The organism is Mucilaginibacter sp. SG564 (assembly GCF_013149275.1).
Classification (GTDB): Bacteria; Bacteroidota; Bacteroidia; order Sphingobacteriales; family Sphingobacteriaceae; genus Mucilaginibacter.
Genome location: NZ_JABGNA010000002.1, coordinates 30,682 through 49,353 on the forward strand (window position 1 = coordinate 30,682; position 18,672 = coordinate 49,353).

Annotated in this window: 21 protein-coding genes; 12 read left to right on the plus strand and 9 right to left on the minus strand. The window is 43.0% G+C overall.

The window, feature by feature from the left end; all coding sequences use genetic code 11:
- Nucleotides 1-36: 36 nt before the first annotated feature.
- On the minus strand, nucleotides 37-660 hold the full coding sequence (locus FHW89_RS04650; protein ID WP_172333869.1) for a carbonic anhydrase family protein: 624 nt from the start codon (nucleotides 658-660) through the stop codon (nucleotides 37-39).
- Nucleotides 661-680: 20 nt separating this feature from the next.
- Nucleotides 681-1,574: a bestrophin family protein gene (locus FHW89_RS04655; RefSeq protein WP_172333870.1), complete on the minus strand. Its 894-nt coding sequence runs from the start codon at nucleotides 1,572-1,574 to the stop codon at nucleotides 681-683.
- Nucleotides 1,575-1,698: 124 nt separating this feature from the next.
- Here FHW89_RS04655 and FHW89_RS04660 point away from each other — a divergent pair, with 124 nt between their 5' ends.
- From FHW89_RS04660 to FHW89_RS04665, 3 genes are all read left to right on the plus strand, one after another.
- Complete coding sequence (locus FHW89_RS04660) at nucleotides 1,699-2,370, plus strand: TetR/AcrR family transcriptional regulator (RefSeq protein WP_172333871.1); 672 nt, start codon at nucleotides 1,699-1,701, stop codon at nucleotides 2,368-2,370.
- A gap of 190 nt (nucleotides 2,371-2,560) precedes the next feature.
- The gene (locus tag FHW89_RS28795) at nucleotides 2,561-2,752 is read left to right on the plus strand and encodes a hypothetical protein (protein WP_253952171.1); all 192 of its coding nucleotides are present in this window, start codon (nucleotides 2,561-2,563) and stop codon (nucleotides 2,750-2,752) included.
- Entirely contained in the window at nucleotides 2,695-3,066 is a 372-nt protein-coding gene (locus FHW89_RS04665; RefSeq protein WP_253952172.1) for a molybdopterin-dependent oxidoreductase, read from the plus strand. The genes FHW89_RS28795 and FHW89_RS04665 overlap by 58 nt, the downstream gene beginning before the upstream one ends.
- 363 nt (nucleotides 3,067-3,429) lie before the next feature.
- Here FHW89_RS04665 and FHW89_RS04670 read toward each other — a convergent pair whose 3' ends face one another.
- Entirely contained in the window at nucleotides 3,430-4,638 is a 1,209-nt protein-coding gene (locus FHW89_RS04670) for an ATP-binding protein (RefSeq protein ID WP_172333872.1), read from the minus strand.
- 806 nt (nucleotides 4,639-5,444) lie between these two features.
- Here FHW89_RS04670 and FHW89_RS04675 point away from each other — a divergent pair.
- The 5 genes from FHW89_RS04675 (at nucleotide 5,445) to FHW89_RS04695 (ending at nucleotide 9,249) form a co-directional block, all read left to right on the plus strand.
- On the plus strand, nucleotides 5,445-6,035 hold the full coding sequence (locus tag FHW89_RS04675; protein ID WP_172333873.1) for a TetR/AcrR family transcriptional regulator: 591 nt from the start codon (nucleotides 5,445-5,447) through the stop codon (nucleotides 6,033-6,035).
- Nucleotides 6,036-6,249: 214 nt separating this feature from the next.
- Nucleotides 6,250-7,350 (plus strand): alkene reductase, encoded by a 1,101-nt coding sequence (locus tag FHW89_RS04680; RefSeq protein ID WP_172333874.1) that lies wholly within the window; start codon nucleotides 6,250-6,252, stop codon nucleotides 7,348-7,350.
- A gap of 27 nt (nucleotides 7,351-7,377) precedes the next feature.
- Nucleotides 7,378-8,181 (plus strand): SDR family NAD(P)-dependent oxidoreductase, encoded by an 804-nt coding sequence (locus FHW89_RS04685; protein ID WP_172333875.1) that lies wholly within the window; start codon nucleotides 7,378-7,380, stop codon nucleotides 8,179-8,181.
- A gap of 24 nt (nucleotides 8,182-8,205) precedes the next feature.
- Nucleotides 8,206-8,973 carry an SDR family oxidoreductase gene (locus FHW89_RS04690; protein WP_172333876.1) on the plus strand — a complete coding sequence of 256 codons (768 nt, stop codon included), beginning with the start codon at nucleotides 8,206-8,208 and terminating at the stop codon, nucleotides 8,971-8,973.
- Between the two features lie 21 nt (nucleotides 8,974-8,994).
- The gene (locus tag FHW89_RS04695) at nucleotides 8,995-9,249 is read left to right on the plus strand and encodes an alcohol dehydrogenase catalytic domain-containing protein (protein WP_172333877.1); all 255 of its coding nucleotides are present in this window, start codon (nucleotides 8,995-8,997) and stop codon (nucleotides 9,247-9,249) included.
- 276 nt (nucleotides 9,250-9,525) lie between these two features.
- Here the strand turns inward: FHW89_RS04695 and FHW89_RS04700 are convergent, their stop codons facing one another.
- The 3 genes from FHW89_RS04700 to FHW89_RS04710 all read right to left on the minus strand — a co-directional run bounded on the left by FHW89_RS04700 (nucleotide 9,526) and on the right by FHW89_RS04710 (nucleotide 11,563).
- On the minus strand, nucleotides 9,526-10,590 hold the full coding sequence (locus FHW89_RS04700; protein ID WP_172333878.1) for a DUF932 domain-containing protein: 1,065 nt from the start codon (nucleotides 10,588-10,590) through the stop codon (nucleotides 9,526-9,528).
- Between the two features lie 142 nt (nucleotides 10,591-10,732).
- Nucleotides 10,733-10,900 carry a hypothetical protein gene (locus tag FHW89_RS04705; RefSeq protein ID WP_172333879.1) on the minus strand — a complete coding sequence of 56 codons (168 nt, stop codon included), beginning with the start codon at nucleotides 10,898-10,900 and terminating at the stop codon, nucleotides 10,733-10,735.
- Between the two features lie 63 nt (nucleotides 10,901-10,963).
- Nucleotides 10,964-11,563, minus strand: coding sequence for a hypothetical protein (locus FHW89_RS04710; protein WP_172333880.1), 600 nt, complete (start codon nucleotides 11,561-11,563; stop codon nucleotides 10,964-10,966).
- Between the two features lie 1,018 nt (nucleotides 11,564-12,581).
- Here FHW89_RS04710 and FHW89_RS04715 point away from each other — a divergent pair.
- Nucleotides 12,582-13,691: a sensor histidine kinase gene (locus FHW89_RS04715; RefSeq protein WP_172333881.1), complete on the plus strand. Its 1,110-nt coding sequence runs from the start codon at nucleotides 12,582-12,584 to the stop codon at nucleotides 13,689-13,691.
- A complete protein-coding gene (locus FHW89_RS04720) occupies nucleotides 13,688-14,392 on the plus strand; it encodes a LytTR family DNA-binding domain-containing protein (protein ID WP_172333882.1) in 705 nt (234 codons plus the stop codon). The genes FHW89_RS04715 and FHW89_RS04720 overlap by 4 nt, the downstream gene beginning before the upstream one ends.
- Before the next feature lie 33 nt (nucleotides 14,393-14,425).
- On the opposite strand, the gene FHW89_RS04725 is transcribed toward FHW89_RS04720, so the two are convergent.
- Genes FHW89_RS04725 through FHW89_RS04735 form a run of 3 tightly spaced genes read right to left on the minus strand, consistent with a single transcriptional unit; the run spans nucleotide 14,426 to nucleotide 16,713 of the window.
- Nucleotides 14,426-15,103, minus strand: coding sequence for a hypothetical protein (locus FHW89_RS04725; RefSeq protein WP_172333883.1), 678 nt, complete (start codon nucleotides 15,101-15,103; stop codon nucleotides 14,426-14,428).
- Between the two features lie 4 nt (nucleotides 15,104-15,107).
- Complete coding sequence (locus FHW89_RS04730) at nucleotides 15,108-15,872, minus strand: hypothetical protein (RefSeq protein WP_172333884.1); 765 nt, start codon at nucleotides 15,870-15,872, stop codon at nucleotides 15,108-15,110.
- A 7-nt stretch (nucleotides 15,873-15,879) separates the two neighbouring features.
- Nucleotides 15,880-16,713, minus strand: a complete 834-nt coding sequence (locus FHW89_RS04735; RefSeq protein WP_172333885.1) for an ATP-binding cassette domain-containing protein — start codon at nucleotides 16,711-16,713, stop codon at nucleotides 15,880-15,882.
- 223 nt (nucleotides 16,714-16,936) lie between these two features.
- Here FHW89_RS04735 and FHW89_RS04740 point away from each other — a divergent pair, with 223 nt between their 5' ends.
- Together FHW89_RS04740 and FHW89_RS04745 are read left to right on the plus strand one after the other, a co-directional pair.
- Nucleotides 16,937-17,758, plus strand: a complete 822-nt coding sequence (locus FHW89_RS04740; RefSeq protein ID WP_172333886.1) for a CPBP family intramembrane glutamic endopeptidase — start codon at nucleotides 16,937-16,939, stop codon at nucleotides 17,756-17,758.
- Nucleotides 17,755-18,582, plus strand: a complete 828-nt coding sequence (locus FHW89_RS04745; protein ID WP_172333887.1) for a CPBP family intramembrane glutamic endopeptidase — start codon at nucleotides 17,755-17,757, stop codon at nucleotides 18,580-18,582. The genes FHW89_RS04740 and FHW89_RS04745 overlap by 4 nt, the downstream gene beginning before the upstream one ends.
- Nucleotides 18,583-18,672: the final 90 nt, after the last annotated feature.

Genomic DNA, 18,672 nt, shown 5'->3' on the forward strand with positions numbered 1-18,672 from the left:
ATTTAATGTATGGTTTCTACAGCGATAATGGAGGCCTTATTCAAAAAACGAAACAAACCCGGTTTCTACATCATACAAGCCGCCTATAATCTTTATATCACCTTGTTGTTCTAACTCTGCCACTATGGGGCTTTCCCGTCTGATGCGGTCAATTGTTAAGCGAACATGGATATCTGTCACCCTATTTACAAAAGCACTGTTTTTGCCATCCCTGTTCTCTGTAATTGTTTTCTCTTCAACGATCGCCGGTTGAATTTTATTTAGTAATGTGGTTAAATTGCCCATTTCTACATGGTTGCAGGCTCCAACTATCGCCCCGCATTTGGTATGGCCGAGTACCACAATGATTTTTGTTCCTACCACTTTTGTGGCAAATTCCATGCTGCCAAGAATATCTTCATTTAATATATTCCCGGCAATTCGGATGCTGAATATATCACCGAGCCCCTGGTCAAAAATGAGTTCCGCTGAAGTCCGGCTGTCTATACAGCTTAAAATTGTAGCAAATGGGAATTGGCCTGCCGAAGTTTCATTAACCTGCTGTAAAAGGTTTCTGTTAGCTTTTAAATTATTTACAAATCTCTGGTTACCATCTTTTAAGATTTGAAGGGCAGCCGCTGGTGTTAAACTACTTTGGGTTTCTTTTGATTGTGTATGCATAGCTTTTTTAATTTAACGATTTATAACGAATAAAAACCTTGTGGTTTTAAAGGTTCCGGTACTTCTGTTTCTCCCAACAACTGTTTAATATTTATTTCAATGTTAGTTGCAATGGTCGTCATGGCCGTATCTGTAGGAAGGTTATTGAACGGGTCTTGAAGATGCGTGGCGGATTTTTCCAACAGAAAAAATGCAGAAGATATAACCAGTAACAAAGGGATCTCAAAAAAACTATCGATATCTGTCAAAGCGATCGAAAGGGTAACGACGAAAATGTAGATGAAGAAGTGCAAAAATAAACGATAGGTTTGTGGGAACACTGTACTTTTTATACGTTCAGCCATGCCCATCGCGTTAGAAAAGTTAACCAATGTATTATTGATTTGTACATGACTGAAAACTTCCAAACTACCCGCATCTTTCAGGCCGGCAATTTGTAGCGCGTTTAATTGCAATAATGCCAGAGGCTTGTTATTGTGCTTTTTAATATGAAGCAGATCACCTTCTGAAATGAATTTATCTAAATTCTCCGTGGCATCCAGTCCTCGCAGGCTTTGGCCTAAACTGAAACACCAGGCTATTTGCCTGTACGCAATTTCTTTAATGTCTTTTTGTTTGTCCCTGGAAACGAAGGATTGTAATTCTATAACAAAAGTCCTGCTTTCATTAACTATAGCGCCCCAAATTTTTCTGGCCTCCCACCAGCGGTCATAAGACTGATTGATCTTAAAAGATAAAATTACGGAGATAGCGGTACCAATGAATGCAGGTATACCTATAGGCATTTCCGGTATCAAGTGCTTAAATTGACTCGTTAGATAATTTACTAACAAACCGATGATCAGCACATACAATACCTCCAGCTTGATCTTCTTGAGGATATAGGAAGCGGGAATTCTCTCTTTTAATAGCATATTCTGTCCAAATGAATTTAAAAACAAAAATATTAAACTATTTTATACAATAGTAATACTATTATAAATAATGAAAAAACTATCCTATTGTTAAATTACTAACTTTGATTAAAGTTTTACATCTATGGAATTTCAGGTAAAGTTTGCTATAAACGAAAAAATATTTTTGCGGAACCCCGAAAGTAGCGAGGTGGGTAAGGTGATGGTAAAAAGCGCGATAGACCTGATCTATGAACTGGGTTTTGAACAATTTACTTTTAAAAAGTTAGCCATAGAGATTAACTCTACTGAAGCCACCATTTACCGCTACTTTGAAAACAAGCACCGGCTTTTACTCTATATATTGAATTGGTATTGGTGCTATATGGAATTTTTAGTAATGATTAAGTTGGAGAATATTGTGGATAAAAAGGAACAGTTAAAGATTATTGTTCATCTATTAACCCATGAGTTTGCTGAAAGCACTAACCAGTTTGATTACAATAAAAAATACCTCAATCAAATAGTCATATCAGAAAGCAGCAAGACGTATCTTGTAAAAGATGTAGCGGAGATCAATAAAGATGAAGTGTTTAAGCCATACAAGGATCTTTGTGCGAAAATTGCTGAAGTAATCAGTTCTTACAATCCAGCATATAAATATCCAAGGTCGTTGAGCACAACCTTGATAGAGACTGCTCATCACCAGCAATTCTTTAGTGTCAATCTCCCTAAATTAACGGATATATCTACGCTAACTAAACCGAATTTTACCAGTGGATTTATAGAAGACCTATTATTCCACGCAATAGGATAATGACATGCCACTATTCAAACGCGACTCGAGGAATTTATCAGCAGTACCGGCATCAATGAACTGATGGCCACTTCGCATATCTACGACCAGAAGGCACGACTTAATCTTACCGCTTGCTGGCGGAAGCTTTAAATGCTTAAATTAGCGTGATGGAAGATCGGAAAAACTGGAACGTATTGTTGAAGCGCGCATGAAACTCAAAGCGCGTTTTGAGCAGCAAATGCTGGCTACGCCTTCAGTAGCCGATAACCAGCCAAAAGGTTCGGGCCCGCCCAACCGGCATGCCATGCCGGTAATACCCATCGGCCAAACCAAAACCGTGAAATGGCCGTGCTTGACCTGGGCTATCACCCCAATATCCCGCAGAAGCGCTGGCGGCTGACGATCGATGGCGCGGTAGAACACCCGGTCGTATTGACCTGGAAAGACTTTATGGCACTACCCCAAACCAAAGACACCTCGGATTTTCATTGCGTCACCACCTGGTCCAAACTGGATATGCACTGGAAGGGCGTGAGCCTGCTAGACCTGGCAGCGCTGGTGCAGCCCAAACCGGAAGCCACACACCTGCTCTGTTACGGCGATGACACTTATACCACTAATATCGCTTTAGAAGAAGCGTTAAAGCCCGATGTGCCGGCCAGCCGTTGCCCCAGGAACATGGCGGTCCCTGCCTGGATATTCCGGAGCCGTTGATCAATAAGTTCCGCAAATAGAGGTCAGGGCGTTCCGTTACACTTTGACCATGCTATCTTTTTGAGTTAGATATCTGAAATTTATATTCATTAATACGACTCGTTGGTCCAATGAGCACGGAACAACATGGTCAAGCATACCGGAATATCCAACCTAGCTAACGATCGAAAAGGTATTAAATCAAAAACTGGATAGACTCCCGCAGTTATAGAAGAAATAAGATTTTCGAATAAATTTTACGCATGTAGCCTGCACTTCGAATCGTATTTTTAACGTCAGCAGAAGGAACAAATTTCTAATAGTTCTTTCCAAGTAGAGGGGGCGAAAATCAATGTGCACGAATGCATATACTTTTCGCTGTTATTACTTTGATAAATATTGATAGGCCGGAACTACGTGGACAACCTTACCATTTTTCTCCAATCGATCGGTTTGATCAAGGGTCACGATAAAGCCTTCATCAGCATTAAAAAATCTAAGTGCTTCAACCACACCATCCAACTCACGGTTGATATTATCAGGGTTTAATTCAAAACACACCTGAACGGCCTCCACTAATTTTCCATTGTTTGTGATTACGAAATCGCATTCATTCTTTTCAGCAAAATAATAGATCTCCCGGTGTTTTTGACGTAGGTGCAGATAAACTAAATTCTCAAACTTTCTGCCATTATCTTCTGTAAAAGAACCTGAATTAACATTGATCAGGCCAGTATCTATCGCATAAACTTTCCTTGGGTTTGCGATCTGTTTTCTTAAAGAATAGCTGAATTTTGGAACGAATTGTAATAGATATGAATATTCCAGGTGTGACAAATACTCCATAACTGTGCTGGTAGACCCGATTTCAAACAGCGTTTTAAGCCTATTGCCTGTGATCAACTTTGAAACATTGGAGAGCAGATAAAATGCCAGCCGCTGCAACGTTTTAACATCCCTGATGCCATAGCGAACTGCGATGTCTCTAATCAAAATATCCTCGAATAATTGATTTAATATTTCAGGTATCGCTTGTTTTAAATATTCCGGAAAGCCGCCTAATTCTAAATAGCTTAATAAAGAAGACTTATCATAAGATAATCCTTTAAAGGAACAGAACTCGTGATAAGAAAAAGGGAAAAGCTCTTTTGTGATGTGCCGCCCAGTTAACCTGGTTCCCAATTCTCGGCTTAATAAAGAGGCATTAGAGCCTGTTATTACTAATTTATAATCCTCATCCAGCTTTTGCCTTGCATATCTTTCCCATTCTGGGATAATTTGGATCTCGTCAAAAAAAAGCACACTACTTCCGCTGGCCTTTATGGATTCATCCAGCCTGGCAAAGTCGGTAGGGCCGAATTCATAAAGCCGGGGATCTTCAAAATTAAGATATAATGCATCAGGATATCTCTCTTTGAGTAGTTGGAAGAGCAGCGTGCTTTTCCCGCATCTCCTTATTCCCGAAACAATTAATGCAAACGCCGACAGGTCTGGCAAAGTTGCCAGCGCATCTCTTTTCAGACCAGGATCTTTTTGAGTCAGGTTTGCTTTTTGCGTTTCGATAACCTGATTAAAGGCAGATTGAAGTATCATATTTATTTATTTGACACAAAAGTACAAAATTGTTTGTCAGTAAAATACAATTTTGTTTGACGTCAAAATACAACTATGATCTTCGGTAGATAGCCAGGTTTAAAATTCATATGACTTTTACGATTCACAGTTAAACTCTTATTACAGAGCTAACCCGAAAACACCATTCATAAGAAATTCTATTAACCGAGGTATTCGGCGTGAAAAACACGACATGAATTAAAGATCAAGGGATAAGAAATTTCGGCAGAACCGCCTCACCATTTTGGGATTCTTGGTGCAGACGTGGAATAACCATTTTGGTTGACCCCTTTTTGCCAATTTGATTTACATCTGTAAATACTTGACTTTTAATATCAATGGTGGTCATTTTCAAATTGGCCAACTGGGGTCAAGGTCTAGTGGTTTATCCAGCAGTTATCGAATCAAATTTATCAGATGGTGTAGCAAAGGGGTTGTACCGGCGGGGCCTGGATGTTCCGGGCGCAGCAAGCATCTACGTATCGGTAACAGACTTTTATTTGTTTAATAACGTAAAGACTCCGGCTGACATATTTGAAGCACTCCAACTATTTATAAACGGTATAATTACCAGTAACGGACGACGTCTTCTCGCAAATTATAATAAGTAAAAGCAAACGGATCTCTTCATAACCTATTGTTAAGGAGGCTATGTCCGATAGCGCCATTTCAATTAATTTTCAGGATCACAATGATTGTCACCTTCATATCATAAAGAATACAATATACTAAAAAGTCTTTTAATTAAACTTTTTAGTATATTTTTGTATTGAAAATTTATGAACATGCTTACTAAGGCGGAAAGAACAAAACAATTCATCCTGGAAACAGCAGCCCCTATCTTTAATCAGAAAGGGATATCCGGTGCTAATATAGACGACGTGCTCGCTGCCACAAAATTGACTAAGGGATGCCTTTACGGTCATTTTGAAGGCAAGGAAGACCTAGCCCTGCAGGTTGTTGACCACATGCTGAATACTAACGGCGAGAAGATGTTGTTAGCTATCAGCAAGGGTAAAACAGCGAAAGCTAAGGTATTTGCCTTTCTCGATTTTTACAAAGATCCTTTAAATACTTACCTTAAAGGTGGGTGTCCTGTATTTAATATTGCGGTTGAATCCGATGATAACTTTCCAGCCATTAAAGAAAAGATAGCAGGAGTCATCCGGCATGGACAAGAGTTATTTGTTAGTATTTTAAATCAAGGCATTGCCGGCGGTGAATTTTCTGAAAAACTTGATCCGGCTATCTATGCGTTCAAAGCGGTGTCTGCGGTTGAAGGTGCTGTTGTGATGTGCAGGGCGATGAATACAGCAAAGCCGATGGCCGGTTTGCTTAGGAGCCTGAAAGCGGAATTAGAAAGTTATGCGATATGATTTTTTTCGCTATTAAATATACTAAAAAGTATTTTTTATAAACACGGGAAGTATTTTGCTACAGCGTACTCAGTCCGCTACCGCTGGCATTATTTAGTAAAGATTACAAGCAATCAAAATGAGAAAAAATATACTAAAAAGTATAAAATAACAATTAAACAACGATGGGCCAGGGTAGCAAACCTGCTTCCTGAAACTATTTAAAATTAAAACAATGAATGACCAAATTATTTTCGAGCCATATAATTTAAATGGCCTTGCACTGAGCAACCGCATCGTAATGGCACCAATGACCCGCAGCCGTTCGGCTAACCCGGGCAATGTGGCTACAGAACTTACAGCACGCTATTATCAGCAGCGCGCTTCGGCCGGTTTGATCATCACCGAGGGAACTTATGTTAGCCGTGACGCCGTAGGGTACCTTAATGTGCCTGGAATCTATACAGCAGCGCAAGTTGAAGGTTGGAAACTGGTTACAGATGCAGTGCATCAGCAAGGTGGGAAAATTTTCGCCCAATTATGGCACGTAGGACGATTATCGCACCCTGACCTGCTTGAAGGTGAACTTCCGTTGGCGCCATCAGCATTAAATCCGCTGGCCAAGGCATTCACGCCTGAAGGTTTTAAAGACACGGTAGATGCCAGGGAGATGACACTGGGGCAAATAAAAAAGACCATTAATGATTTTAAACAGGCTGCTGCAAACGCGGTTGAGGCCGGTTTCGACGGTGTTGAACTGCATGCAGCCAATGGCTATCTGCTGCACCAGTTTTTCAATCTTTATTCCAATAAACGCCAGGATCAGTACGGCGGCGCCATCAAGAACCGTGCACGCATATTATTCGACATCCTGGATGAACTGTATACGGTAATCGATATGAGGAAGGTAGGGGTAAGATTAAACCCATCTCTTCACGGTATCCAGGGTATGATGCTCGACGAGGAAACCGTGGCTGTGCATGATTACATCGTTGCTAAATTGAATGAATATGACCTGGCTTACCTCCACCTGACCGAACCTTTTACCGATGTGACGGGCAATCTTTGGGCTATTGAGGAAGTTGCCAAACGTTACCGCCCGCTTTATGATGGCACTATTATCATTAACCGCGGATTTAACAAGGCCACAGCCAGCCAGGTATTGAACGATGGTGATGCCGACCTGGTATCATTTGGGGTTCCCTTTATTGCCAACCCTGATCTTGTTGAACGTTTTAAAGCAGACGCGCCGCTCAGCCAGGCCGATCCGTCGACTTTCTACACACCGGGAGAAAAAGGTTATACTGATTATCCGGTCATGGCCAAACAAGAATAGTTTATAAAATATTAAAAAAACAGAAAAGTGAAACAAACAGTTTTAGTCACAGGTGCCTCATCGGGTATCGGGCTGCTTGTCGCCAGCAAGCTATACGAAAATGGCTATCAGGTAATCGGCACAAGCCGGGATCCACAAAAACACCAGGCAAAATTACCATTTAAGTTACTGCAATTGGATCTGAATGATGACCATTCTATAGCATCTTTTGGTGAGCAACTGTTCAGCCAGGTCAAAACTTTAGATGTGCTGATCAACAACGCGGGTTTCTTAGTAAACGGACTTGCCGAGGAAACCCCTATTGAATTAGGCAAACAGCAGTTTGAGACCAACTTTTGGGGAACGATCAAATTAACTAACGAGTTGCTACCCTACTTCAGGAGGCAAAAACATGGAAAAATAATTACCATTGGTTCCCTGTTGGGTTTGGTGAGCCTTCCAAATACTGCCTACTATTCGGCTTCCAAACATGCCCTTGAGGGCTATTTTAAGGCACTTCGGTTTGAATTGAACCAGTTCAACATCAAGGTGGTTATGATCGAGCCAATCAGTTTCAAAACCAATATCGGCGAAAGTGCAACAGTAGCGAAAGGAACTATCACAGACTATGATCAGTTCAGGCAAAAGGTCATCGCTTATACCAAAACAGCCTTTGATAAGGCACCCGAACCCACGCCGGTTATCGCTACTTTATTGCGGGCAGTGAAGGAAAAAAATCCAACGTTTGGTTACCCCGTCGGAAAAGGATCATCAATCGTACTCCTGCTTCAACATTTCGCCTATAAGTTTTTCGAGAAATCCATTCTGAAATCGATTAACGCTTCAAAATAGAATTAACAATAAGAAATTAAAATCATGCAATTAAAAGGAAAAACGGTATTGATCACAGGTGGTGCATCAGGTATCGGGCTGGAAGCAGCAAAACAATTTTTAGCCAATGGCGCCAATGTGATCATCACCGGCAGAAACCAGGAAAAATTAAATGAAGCCAGGAAGCTATATCCGGCAATTACGGCCATTAAAAGTGATGTATCAGATGCCGGTGATGCGCAAAAACTTTTCAACCAGGTACAGCAATTGGGTGGTATAGATATTTTATACAATAACGCAGGGGTGTTAACAGACCCAATTAACCTTGGAACAGCAAACAATCAGCATTTTGAGGACGCGGCGTATGAAATGAACGTCAATTACCTGGCGGTGATCCGCCTTAACAACCTTTTCATTGATATGCTGAAATCAAGGAAAGAAAGCGCGATTATCAACACCACTTCATTACTCAGTTATGTTCCGTCATTGCTGGAAGCCACTTATTCAGCTTCTAAAGTAGCCTTGCAGTTTTACACCAAATCGCTTAGAAAGCACCTGCAAATTTTGAACAGCAGCGTAAAGGTTTTTGAACTTTTACCGCCGCTTGTTGCCACAGAAATGACAACTGATATGAACGGCAAAAAAATGAGCACGGCAGATATGGTGAAAGCCTTTATTGCAGGCCTTCAGAAGGATCAGCTTACTATCCGTATAGGCGATACCAAAGTAGTGTATATACTCAACCGGCTTTTTCCGAAAATGACTTTTGATTTGGCTAATCCTAAGAAAAGTTACAAAGTAATAGTCTCGTAAAACCATTATAACCATAAAAAAATGAAAGCATTCATTATAGACAAATATAAAAGCAAGGATGGCGGGCGCATTGGGCAAATACCCGTTCCTGTACCACAACAGGATGAAGTATTGATAGAAATACATGCCACTGCAATCAACCTGCTGGATTCCAAAATCAGAAACGGGGAGTTCAAACTCATTTTGCCGTATAAGACACCGTTTGTTTTAGGTCATGATGTGGCAGGTGTTGTAACCAAAGTTGGGGCACGTGTTTGGATATTCCGGAGCCGTTGATCAATGAGTTCCGCAAATAGAGGTCAGGGCGTTCCGTTACACTTTGACCATGCTATCTTTTTGAGTTAGATATCTGAAATTTATATTCATTAACACGACTCGTTGGTCCAATGAGCACGGAACAACATGGTCAAGCATACCGGAATATCCAATTACATTAAGATTAACCTTGTTTGAAGCCTCTTTCTTTTGCTACTTTTCTTTCCGGCGACTGAAAGAAAGAAAAGTAGCGTCCCGGAATTTTAACCATAAAAAAGGGGCTCGTCGCCCCTTGTGTTAATTCCTTTCAAAAACCGTCCCTCCCCACTTTTCAAATTCCCGGCATAGGTCGAACGCCGATTGAATTTTATTGAAGCCATTGCCGAAAAGGATGGATTTGAGCTTGGTATCTTCAGTTTTATAGGACTTGATATTTTGAAGATAACCGCTGATCGCATTGTACGCACCAAAAAGGGTCCCTCTCGTTGTATCGGTCTGCTGGGTGTGATGGCTGAAAGCAAATTCACATACTTTTTCTATCGTGTTCAAAAATTGGCTGGAATATTCATCTATGTTCTCGTCCATCACCTTTTGCAAAACTTCCCTGCTGGGCGCCATGGCCTGTTGTACCAGTCGCAATACCTCCTTATCGCTGATCCTGACATGCGCCCAGCGATTAAATATATGGTCTAACTGATTGGAAAGGTTATTGGATATACCCATAACCTTATGCGCCTGTGTCAACCGCTCCTGAGCGGTTTGGGTATGGCGTATCTTTACGCAGTTGGTCATATTATTTAAGGCGGCATGCAGGGTATTGTTACAGCAAATCCTGGTGGGCGTAAAGGCGGCGGTTATACTGCCATAACCGTCATGGGAGGTAGTCAGAAAGATATATTTCTCAATCAGATCATCCCTTCCCACCCGGATATAACCCGGTAGTTTGGCCGTGATAAATATACGCTCACCCGCCTGCCCTAATGCTCCTGCGGTTTCATAAAGAATACCATCCCCGCCACCAACGATAGCATCAAAAAAGCTGAACGCATCCCTGTTTTGTACGACTTCATAATCATTACCCACTACGCCCAATACCTGCTCGGTATCAGCACGTACAGTAGCGTAATAATTCGGTACGGCTATATCGGGAATGGCTTCTTCATTATTCCACAAATGGTTATTGGTATCGTAGGTAAATAAGGGACGTTTTTCCACAATATAATCCAGACCGGCAAATTGTATCGCCTCGCTGCTTGTCGGGTAACGGTCAATGATCTGTCCTAAATTATGCCAGGCTTTTTCCTTTACGCTCATAAAGCTGTGCCTTCCTGTTTTTTCATTAAAATTGATATGGTGTGCCATCTGCTTAAATTTTTAGTGTTTCCTTGTTTTTAGTTTTATAATTTCTGTTTTCAGGACCTTTACATTCCGGGTGCTGCTAACGGACAGCCGGGTGTTCGCCTGTAGTTCCGCTATGGCATGGTGTATGTCCCGATGCCCGGTGCTAATCGTAATTTTCACCAGTAAAAACATTTTGTCTGTCATCATTTTCGTAAGTATTTAAGAACTCGTTGAATTCAAATCTGAATTTGACCGGGTCTTCTGCAGCCAGTTTTGCAGCGTAGCCGTCCCAAAATATTTGGTCGGTCAGTTCGATAAATTGCTCGTACATCTTAATTCCTGTTTTTGGTAAACCGTAAAAAATACTCCCGGCAACAGCCGGGAGCATCCGCCTTTAAGCATTTGGAAGCACGATATTGGCTTCGATCTCCGCCAGTTTCTCATGGCAGGCATCAAAAATGAATTGCGCCACCATGCGGATAAGGCCGGGTGTATTGGTGGTAAAATCCCTGCCCTTGTCATCTTTAATGATCAGTTTGCAGCCCTGATAAGGGTTGCTTTCCAGTTCGTCATTTTCTTCCACCAGTTTCACCTCAAAATCTTCAAGTAATTTGATGCGGGCGATCAGGGCCAATCGCTGAATGCTCCTGCGGTGCAGGTCATTGACGGTTTTGATGGTCTGTTCTAAGTTCATCGCAGGCTTGATGTACTTCACTTCTGTTTTTGGCTCCGGGCCGTTCAGTTCCTGTTTCTCGGTTGTGGCTGAATTGTTAAGGGGTTGGTTATCGCCGGCAGCGGGCTGAACGGTCTTAACTTCGGCACCATCGGCTTTCGCAGCTTCCTGCGCAGTGCCAGGGTTTTGATTTTTAAGGGGTTCATCATTTTTGGCTTTGCCCGGAATATTCGGGCGGTTTTCAGTTTTTGCGGGATTTGTTCCTTTGGCACCGGCAGCAGCAACTTGTACTTCCTTTGCATTTTTTTCTGCGTTTTGCATGGTTAAAAAATTAAGTGTTAAAAAATCTGTTTATTCTTTTCTCTTTTAACCCTTTCCCTTAAAAGCTTTTTTTCAAAAGAAAAAGGAAAAAAAGAAAGCAATACAAGGTGCCTGGCATAGGCAAAAAGGAAAAGGAATAAGTCCCGCAGGGTGGCGCGCCAAAAAAAATAACAGGCGCCATTATGCCGGAAGCTTTTTGCTGTTGTTCAGCAATCGCCGCTCTAAAGGCACAACTTGGCTGCCTTTTTTTCCTTCTTTTGAAAAAATGAAGGTCTTCCTGTAAGGATGTCTTTATGAAAAATGTAAATGCCTGCCTGCCGGATCGGGGATACCTGGCCATGATTGGGGATCCGGCAAGCAGGCTTTTGCCAAAAGCAGTAAAAATGGCTGAGGGAATGAACGGAATGTAATGGAGCAAATGAGCGAAGCGGTTTTTACTGCGCCTTTATCCTGTTCTGTTAAAGGAGAGGCTGATAAATCTTACGCGGCAGCCCCCCAACAGCCGGAAACAAATAAGCCCCTACTATTACTTTGAGCTGAAATTTTATACTCTGTTCAATTATCTTAAAACTATCATTATGTGGATAAACCACTAAGTCTGCTCCCTGTTGGCCAATTTAAAAATGATCCCCACTGGCATTAATCAACTATCTATAGATGTAAATCAAATTGGCAAAAAGGGGTAATTAAAATGGTTATTTCAATAGAAAAAAAACAGTAAATACGCAGATTATAATGCATAGTCGACATTCCAGCATGCATGACCGTGCTGTTCCGTGCCTGTAAGATTAAAAAGCTGTGTTGATGAATATCAAATTTCAAATATCTCATTCAGAAAGATAACTTGGTCATGAGTGTAACGGAGCGTTCTGAACTCTTTTTGCGGAACTCTTTGATCAACGGCACCAGAATATGTAGTTTAGGTATTGTGGTTGGAAAAAGAATCCTGTTTGTCTGCTTTTTTTTCGCGTTGGTCGTTTTATATTGATAAGACCGCTTAAAAAAAGCAACTTTAGCTATGCCAATGTTTCAATCCGGTTTTTTTCTTAACCCCGGCAAAGCCTTGCGCTGGTTGCAGCATGGTCTGTTCTGGCTGCTGCTGCTCGGGTTGCGCTTTTATCTCACAAATATCTCTTTTAACGTATACGGCGGTTTTCCTATAAGCAGTATGCTTTTACTCAACACCTGTAGCACCGGCGTTATTGTCCTGTTTTATTATACCCTCGTTTACTACCTCTGGCCAAAATATCTCGTCAGCCATAAATATGTTAAGGGTGTATTGCTGATCTTGTTACTTTTGGTGGTTTATACGATCTCTGATGCTATCGCCGAGAAATTTCTGATCAGCAGTTGCGCACCTTGTATGGCAAGGTTAGCTAAGACGGAACCCGGCTACTTCCAGCTTATAAAATCCGATTTGAGCAATATCGTTCTCGTTCGCCTGGTCACTTTTGGTACCCCATTTTTTCTGCTGCTCACCTTAACTATTCCGATCAGTATTAAGACCGCTCTTAACGCCTACCGCAGCAATATGAGGAGCGTAACCCTGGCGAAACAAAAGCTCGAACTGGAACTTAACTTTCTCAGAGCGCAGCTAAACCCGCATTTTTTATTTAATTCCATGAATAATATTTACGGGCTGATCATCGCCGGCGATACGGAACGGTCTGCGGGTCTGGTGTCCCGCCTGTCTGAATTGTTGCGTTATATGCTTTATGAATCCGACGCGGACACGATGCCGATCAGCAAAGAAGTAAAGCTGATGACCGATTATATTGAACTGGAAAAAGTAAGGTTGAATTTCACAAGGGTGACGTTTAACCCGACAACCATTTTGGCCGACATTGGAATTGCCCCTTTACTGCTTATTCCGCTGATCGAAAACGCGTTTAAATTCACGCCGGACGAACCGGGCGCTTTTATCGATATTGCATTAACTGTCACTCCTGATTCGATTGATTTTAAAATAGAGAATAGCGTTGACCCCGCCAGGCCGAATGGTCCGTCCGGCGGTATTGGCCTGGTCAATATGCGGAAGCGGCTCGGATTATATTATCCCAGTCGCTATCGTTACGAAATCAGCAACAACGGAAATAATTATTTGGTGAATTTATGCGTGAGCCTATGAAAAAGATCAATTGCATGATCGTTGATGATGAGCCGATCGCACGGGATATCCTGCAAACTTATATCCAGCGCGTTCCCGAATTGGAACTCGTTAAAAGCTGCCGCAACGCCACCGAAGCCTATGAAGGGCTTTACGGGCAGCAGGTCGACCTTATTTTTCTGGACATCCAGATGCCGGTCATTACCGGTACAGAATTCATGCGCTCGCTGCGTAAGCCACCGCTGGTGGTTTTTACTACAGCTTATTCCAGCTATGCGGTGGAAGGATTTGAGCTCAATTCTGTTGATTACCTCTTAAAGCCGATCACTTTTGAACGTTTTTACCAGGCCGTGCAAAAAGTAAGCGAAAGAATGGCTATCAAACAGATTCAGGTACCAGAAACAGAACATCAGCCGGGTTACCTGTTCATCCGCCAGGATAACAGGCTGGTACGTGTGGAGCATGACCAAATTTTATATATACAGGCGGAAAGAGATTTCAGTTCGGTTTATTTAAAGGAAACAAGATTGCTCGCAGGCATGCACCTGAAGTTATTCGAAGATCTGCTTCCGCTCAAGCAGTTTCTCCGCGTGCACCGGTCATATATCGTCAATCTAAAAGCGATCCGGGCGATCAAAGGTAATGTCATCGAACTGGAAAATGCCGAGGTTCCCATTGGGGCAAGCAACCGGGAAGAACTGTTTCAACGATTACAGCTCTGAATCAGGTACAAAGTTCGGGGGATGGCCATCTTGTCATTTAACGAAGTTATTTAAATTGGCAGCGGTGATGACCAGCCGGGCATTTCCTTTTAGTTTGGTTAAGATGCTCCGGGTTTTGAGCGGTCCCAGATCCACAGAACTGCCTTCGTCCAGTGTGAGGCGCAAAGTGTCTGTCAGATTGCTATCCCTGAAAGTTACGGTGGATGAATGTCTGCCGTTGATGACCAGGCTGCCGAGCCTGAGATCTTTCATTCTCAGGATAGCCTCATGCTCCTGCGTGATGAAAAGTGAACCCTGCTTCAATCCGCTCAGTTCACAATTAATACCGGAAGTATTGATCATTGCCAGTGCGGGAACAGTAAGTATCAGTCCGGTGGTGCATTGTTCCGGCAACTGGTATTGCTGGTTGGAAACTGTAAAATTAATGGCCAACGTATCCTGGTGCTGTTCCATCCTGAAAAATTGTTTCCTGGAATTCATCAACCGAATGGTATATGCAGTTCCCTGCACGATCCTGACCGTATAGGAATTGCCCCCGCTGATATTCAAAACCTTGTACGGCCGGACCGGTACCATTCCGAAATTCTTAAAAGGATCCTTCAGGTCAATCCGGCGGTATTGGATGGCCAGTTCGCGATCAGCAGTGAAAAGGGCTGCCACAAAGAAAACAGCGAAAGTCACTAATAACAGGTTGCTTTTTTTGATCATCATAAGGTTAGATTTCTTTTTCCGTAAACTTGAGGTAGGCGATATAGCTTAAAAACAGCGGCAGCAAAAAATTATAGCTGACATTGATCAGTGCCTGGATGCTTGCCGGCAGATAGACATAAATATTTTCGCCGTCATGAATGAACTGGAAATAATTAAACGGCAAACTGCTGGTAATGCTATTTTCGCCGGTCATCGCTTTCATCAGTACGACGTTACCCGTGGCAGCGATGATAAAATACAGCACCATTAATAAAAGCGTTTTGATGAGTGCGCCTTTCCGGAAAGCCAGGCTGCCGACCAGCAGCCATAACTGGAAATTGACAAAGACCAGGTAAAAGCTATAGAAGCCATTGCTGAACACATTTGCTTTCATCGTGGCAGACTGAGAGCCGCTTGCCATGCTGAAAAACAGCGCTTCGATGAGATAAAATATGACAGTGTAACCGAGGCCGTAGAGAAAAACCGCGTAAATGATCCATAGCATGATCTTTTGGCCGGCTGATGCAATAATGCCCAGCAGCCAGATCGTTTTTGCCGGATGGCGGAGCTCCTGATATAAGCATGCAGAAAATGCGGCGCCCCCACCAAACAACCCGATCAGGAAAATGCCGTTACCCACACCGCCGGAAAAACTCTCCCGCCAATGCCAGGTAATAAAAAAGAGCAGAAACAGGAGGCTTGCGATAGCCAATGCCAATAAGCCATAAAACTGCCGGTGCTCTAAATACTGGCGCCGGTTCAGGGCGATCATTTTTTTAATATAGTTCATGTCCATTTTATTGGGTTTGAAAAACAGCCCGGATGCCCGATGGGTTATAAATGGCCGCGTTAAAAAGCAATTCCAGATCGAGCGTGGATGTCTCTGCTCCGGTGTTCCTGCTGACTGTCATGCGGCCTCCTGGTGCATCAATGCCATATATGATGGTATCGTCGCCAGCCCGCTTCGCACTGAAAGAAAGCTTTTGCCCGATCTCTTCTTTATCCGCGGCAAGTAATACCCGGCCCTGGTCAATAATGATAACGCTGTCTATCAGGCCATCCAGGTCTTTGACCTGGTGGGTAGACATGATCGTAATTTTATCATACCGTCTTGTCCTGGCAATGATTTCCCTGAATTCAGTCTTTGAGGGGATATCCAGTCCGTTGGTAGGTTCGTCCATGATCAGGACATCGGTATTGGCAGCCAAAGCGAAAGCGATATGGATCTTTTTCTTTTGACCAAAAGAGAGTTTATGCAGCTGGCATTTTTCCGGCACATTGAAAATTCGCAGGTATTCATAAAAGCTGGTCTCGTCAAAGCACCGGTAAAATACGCTGTAAATCCGCAGAAAAACGGGAATAGTGACAGGCGGAAGCTCACACTCTTCGGGAATAAAGTACAATTGGGCTAAAAACTCAGGCCGGCGATGCCGGGCCTCCAGGCCATTAATCGTGCAGCTTCCCTTCTGGGGGAAGACCAGCCCGGCCATATTTTTAATCAGGCTGGATTTACCTGCGCCGTTCTTACCCAGTAAACCATAAACCCTCCCTGGCGGCAGCGTCAGGTTCAATTCCTGGAAGAGCGTGTCCCGGGAATGATAGCCATAGGTCAAATCTTTGATAACGATCATGCTACAAATGGAAGAACAATCTGACACCTGTTCAATTTTATTCGACGAAGCCACCTATACTTCCAACGGGCGGCGCCTAGCAGACAACCGGACATCGCCGGAATGGCCGGCATCAACACTATCGGTAGTTCGGGCCGTTTGGTTGCCAGTTCCCATGGGTTCGTCGATTTTATTTTTCGGCTTCACGTGAATAATGTCTTTTTGTGAACAAACAGGATGAAAAATGGAAAGGAAAAAATTGATTAACCAGCTGCCCGTTTGGCTAAGGGTAGGCGTTTATTTTACTGTTATTATTATAGGCGCCTATATCGCCGGAGTCGTTCCCGTGCTCGACAGTATCTTCTTTTATTTCGGGATCGCGTTGTTATTGAGCTTTTTGTTCCTCAAAGCTGAAGGTAAACCGTTAACCAGCCTGGACTTTATGCCTGCCTGTGCTACCGATGGGAAAAATTTCTTCATCGGGCTGCTTATCGGCCTGTTGGCATTATTGACAAGCGCCGGACTTACCATTTGGTTTAATGGTAGCCGGCTGATATTTACCGGCCATGCTGATCCTGTATTTTTGCTGATCCTGATTTTTATTCATCTCTGGTCGTCCTTTGCGCAGGAATTCACCTACCGGGGTTATCCCTTTCAACGTTTATTGACCTGGTATGGGCCATGGGTAGCTCAACTGGCGGTCACCCTGCCATTCGCTGTCATGCACCTGAAACTGAATACCGCCATAACCGGGCAGCAGTTCTTCATGACCTGGCTTACCACAGGTATGGGATCGATACTTTACGGGCTTTGTTATCTCAGGACAGGCAAATTGATATTGTCGATTGGCTTGCATTTCGGCTGGAACCTGGCCCAGGCGCTTGTTCCCCGCTCGCCGGAGGAAGGCAAGACTATGCTTTTTACCCTTATACAGGATGGCCGGCATTATCACCCTTTACATGTGCTGCTGCCATATCTTGGCATTACCGCTATCATGATGTTCTTTATCTGGAAATCGAGTACGCTGCAAAAGACAAAAAAAGAAACCGGGAATCTTGCCTCATGAAACGAGCGGGCTATAACAAGATCGCCGCTGTCCGAATAAATACATTATTGCGGGTCCTGCTTTTTTGCATGTTATGTGCACTCATATTGGTTACGGGTTCTGCGTTATTGAAAAACTGGAAAAAAACCTGGGCAGACCTTTCACTTGGCACCTTTGCCGCTGTGGCATCATTTCTTCTCTCCATTCCGTTTGCGAAATGGGAGAAGTTATCATTAGGGCAACTTGGCGTCCTTCCGGGTAAGGCGACCTTAAACAAAATAATCATCGGTTTTTTGATCGGGCTGCTCATTGCTGGTCTCCATTTTTCTTTAGTCCTGATTTTTGGGCATATCAGTTTGATCAATACAACCTTGTCATTTAAATCAGTCGCTTTATCTTTCCTCCTCTATTTGATTTTGGCAACAAGGGAAGAAATCGCTTTTCGCGGTTATGCGCTTCGCAGCCTGTCCTATAAGATCGGCCCCTGGAAAGCGCAGATCATCATTGCTGTCATTTTTGCGCTTGAACATATGGCTGGGGGTTTTACCTGGCAGCAGGCTTTTTTTGGCTCCGGTGTAGGTGCCATGTTGTTCGGCCTGGCAACGCTGCGCACCAAAGGCATTGCACTTCCTGTCGGGCTACACGCCGCATGGAATTTCGGGCAATGGTGTTTTGGTATGAAAAATACACCCGGCATCTGGCAGGTTTCAGTCAGTAAAGGATTTGAAGAAAAAAACGAACAAATAATTATGATCTGCTACCTGATCGTCATGGGGCTGGCAATAACGTTGTTTTTTCTATATCCTTTAAAACCATCATTAAAAGCTAAAAAAATACCCGACTGAGTCGAACCCCGTTTGCCGTCCATGCAAGTAAATTCAAGAACGTTCAAGATGAATATGTCCAAAAAATAACCCGATATTTCCCTTAAAAAG

Coding starts and splice junctions, on each gene's coding strand:
- FHW89_RS28795 (WP_253952171.1), top strand. CDS start 2,561: ATGAAACTCAAAGCGCGTTTTGAGCAGCAAATGCTGGCTACGCCTTCA.
- FHW89_RS04710 (WP_172333880.1), bottom strand. CDS start 11,563: ATGCAAAACGCAGAAAAAAATGCAAAGGAAGTACAAGTTGCTGCTGCC.
- FHW89_RS04720 (WP_172333882.1), top strand. CDS start 13,688: ATGAAAAAGATCAATTGCATGATCGTTGATGATGAGCCGATCGCACGG.
- FHW89_RS04655 (WP_172333870.1), bottom strand. CDS start 1,574: ATGCTATTAAAAGAGAGAATTCCCGCTTCCTATATCCTCAAGAAGATC.
- FHW89_RS04700 (WP_172333878.1), bottom strand. CDS start 10,590: ATGGCACACCATATCAATTTTAATGAAAAAACAGGAAGGCACAGCTTT.
- FHW89_RS04745 (WP_172333887.1), top strand. CDS start 17,755: ATGAAACGAGCGGGCTATAACAAGATCGCCGCTGTCCGAATAAATACA.
- FHW89_RS04740 (WP_172333886.1), top strand. CDS start 16,937: ATGGAAAGGAAAAAATTGATTAACCAGCTGCCCGTTTGGCTAAGGGTA.
- FHW89_RS04705 (WP_172333879.1), bottom strand. CDS start 10,900: ATGTACGAGCAATTTATCGAACTGACCGACCAAATATTTTGGGACGGC.
- FHW89_RS04680 (WP_172333874.1), top strand. CDS start 6,250: ATGAATGACCAAATTATTTTCGAGCCATATAATTTAAATGGCCTTGCA.
- FHW89_RS04735 (WP_172333885.1), bottom strand. CDS start 16,713: ATGATCGTTATCAAAGATTTGACCTATGGCTATCATTCCCGGGACACG.
- FHW89_RS04730 (WP_172333884.1), bottom strand. CDS start 15,872: ATGAACTATATTAAAAAAATGATCGCCCTGAACCGGCGCCAGTATTTA.
- FHW89_RS04690 (WP_172333876.1), top strand. CDS start 8,206: ATGCAATTAAAAGGAAAAACGGTATTGATCACAGGTGGTGCATCAGGT.
- FHW89_RS04675 (WP_172333873.1), top strand. CDS start 5,445: ATGCTTACTAAGGCGGAAAGAACAAAACAATTCATCCTGGAAACAGCA.
- FHW89_RS04670 (WP_172333872.1), bottom strand. CDS start 4,638: ATGATACTTCAATCTGCCTTTAATCAGGTTATCGAAACGCAAAAAGCA.
- FHW89_RS04725 (WP_172333883.1), bottom strand. CDS start 15,103: ATGATGATCAAAAAAAGCAACCTGTTATTAGTGACTTTCGCTGTTTTC.
- FHW89_RS04665 (WP_253952172.1), top strand. CDS start 2,695: ATGGCCGTGCTTGACCTGGGCTATCACCCCAATATCCCGCAGAAGCGC.
- FHW89_RS04660 (WP_172333871.1), top strand. CDS start 1,699: ATGGAATTTCAGGTAAAGTTTGCTATAAACGAAAAAATATTTTTGCGG.
- FHW89_RS04715 (WP_172333881.1), top strand. CDS start 12,582: ATGCCAATGTTTCAATCCGGTTTTTTTCTTAACCCCGGCAAAGCCTTG.
- FHW89_RS04695 (WP_172333877.1), top strand. CDS start 8,995: ATGAAAGCATTCATTATAGACAAATATAAAAGCAAGGATGGCGGGCGC.
- FHW89_RS04650 (WP_172333869.1), bottom strand. CDS start 660: ATGCATACACAATCAAAAGAAACCCAAAGTAGTTTAACACCAGCGGCT.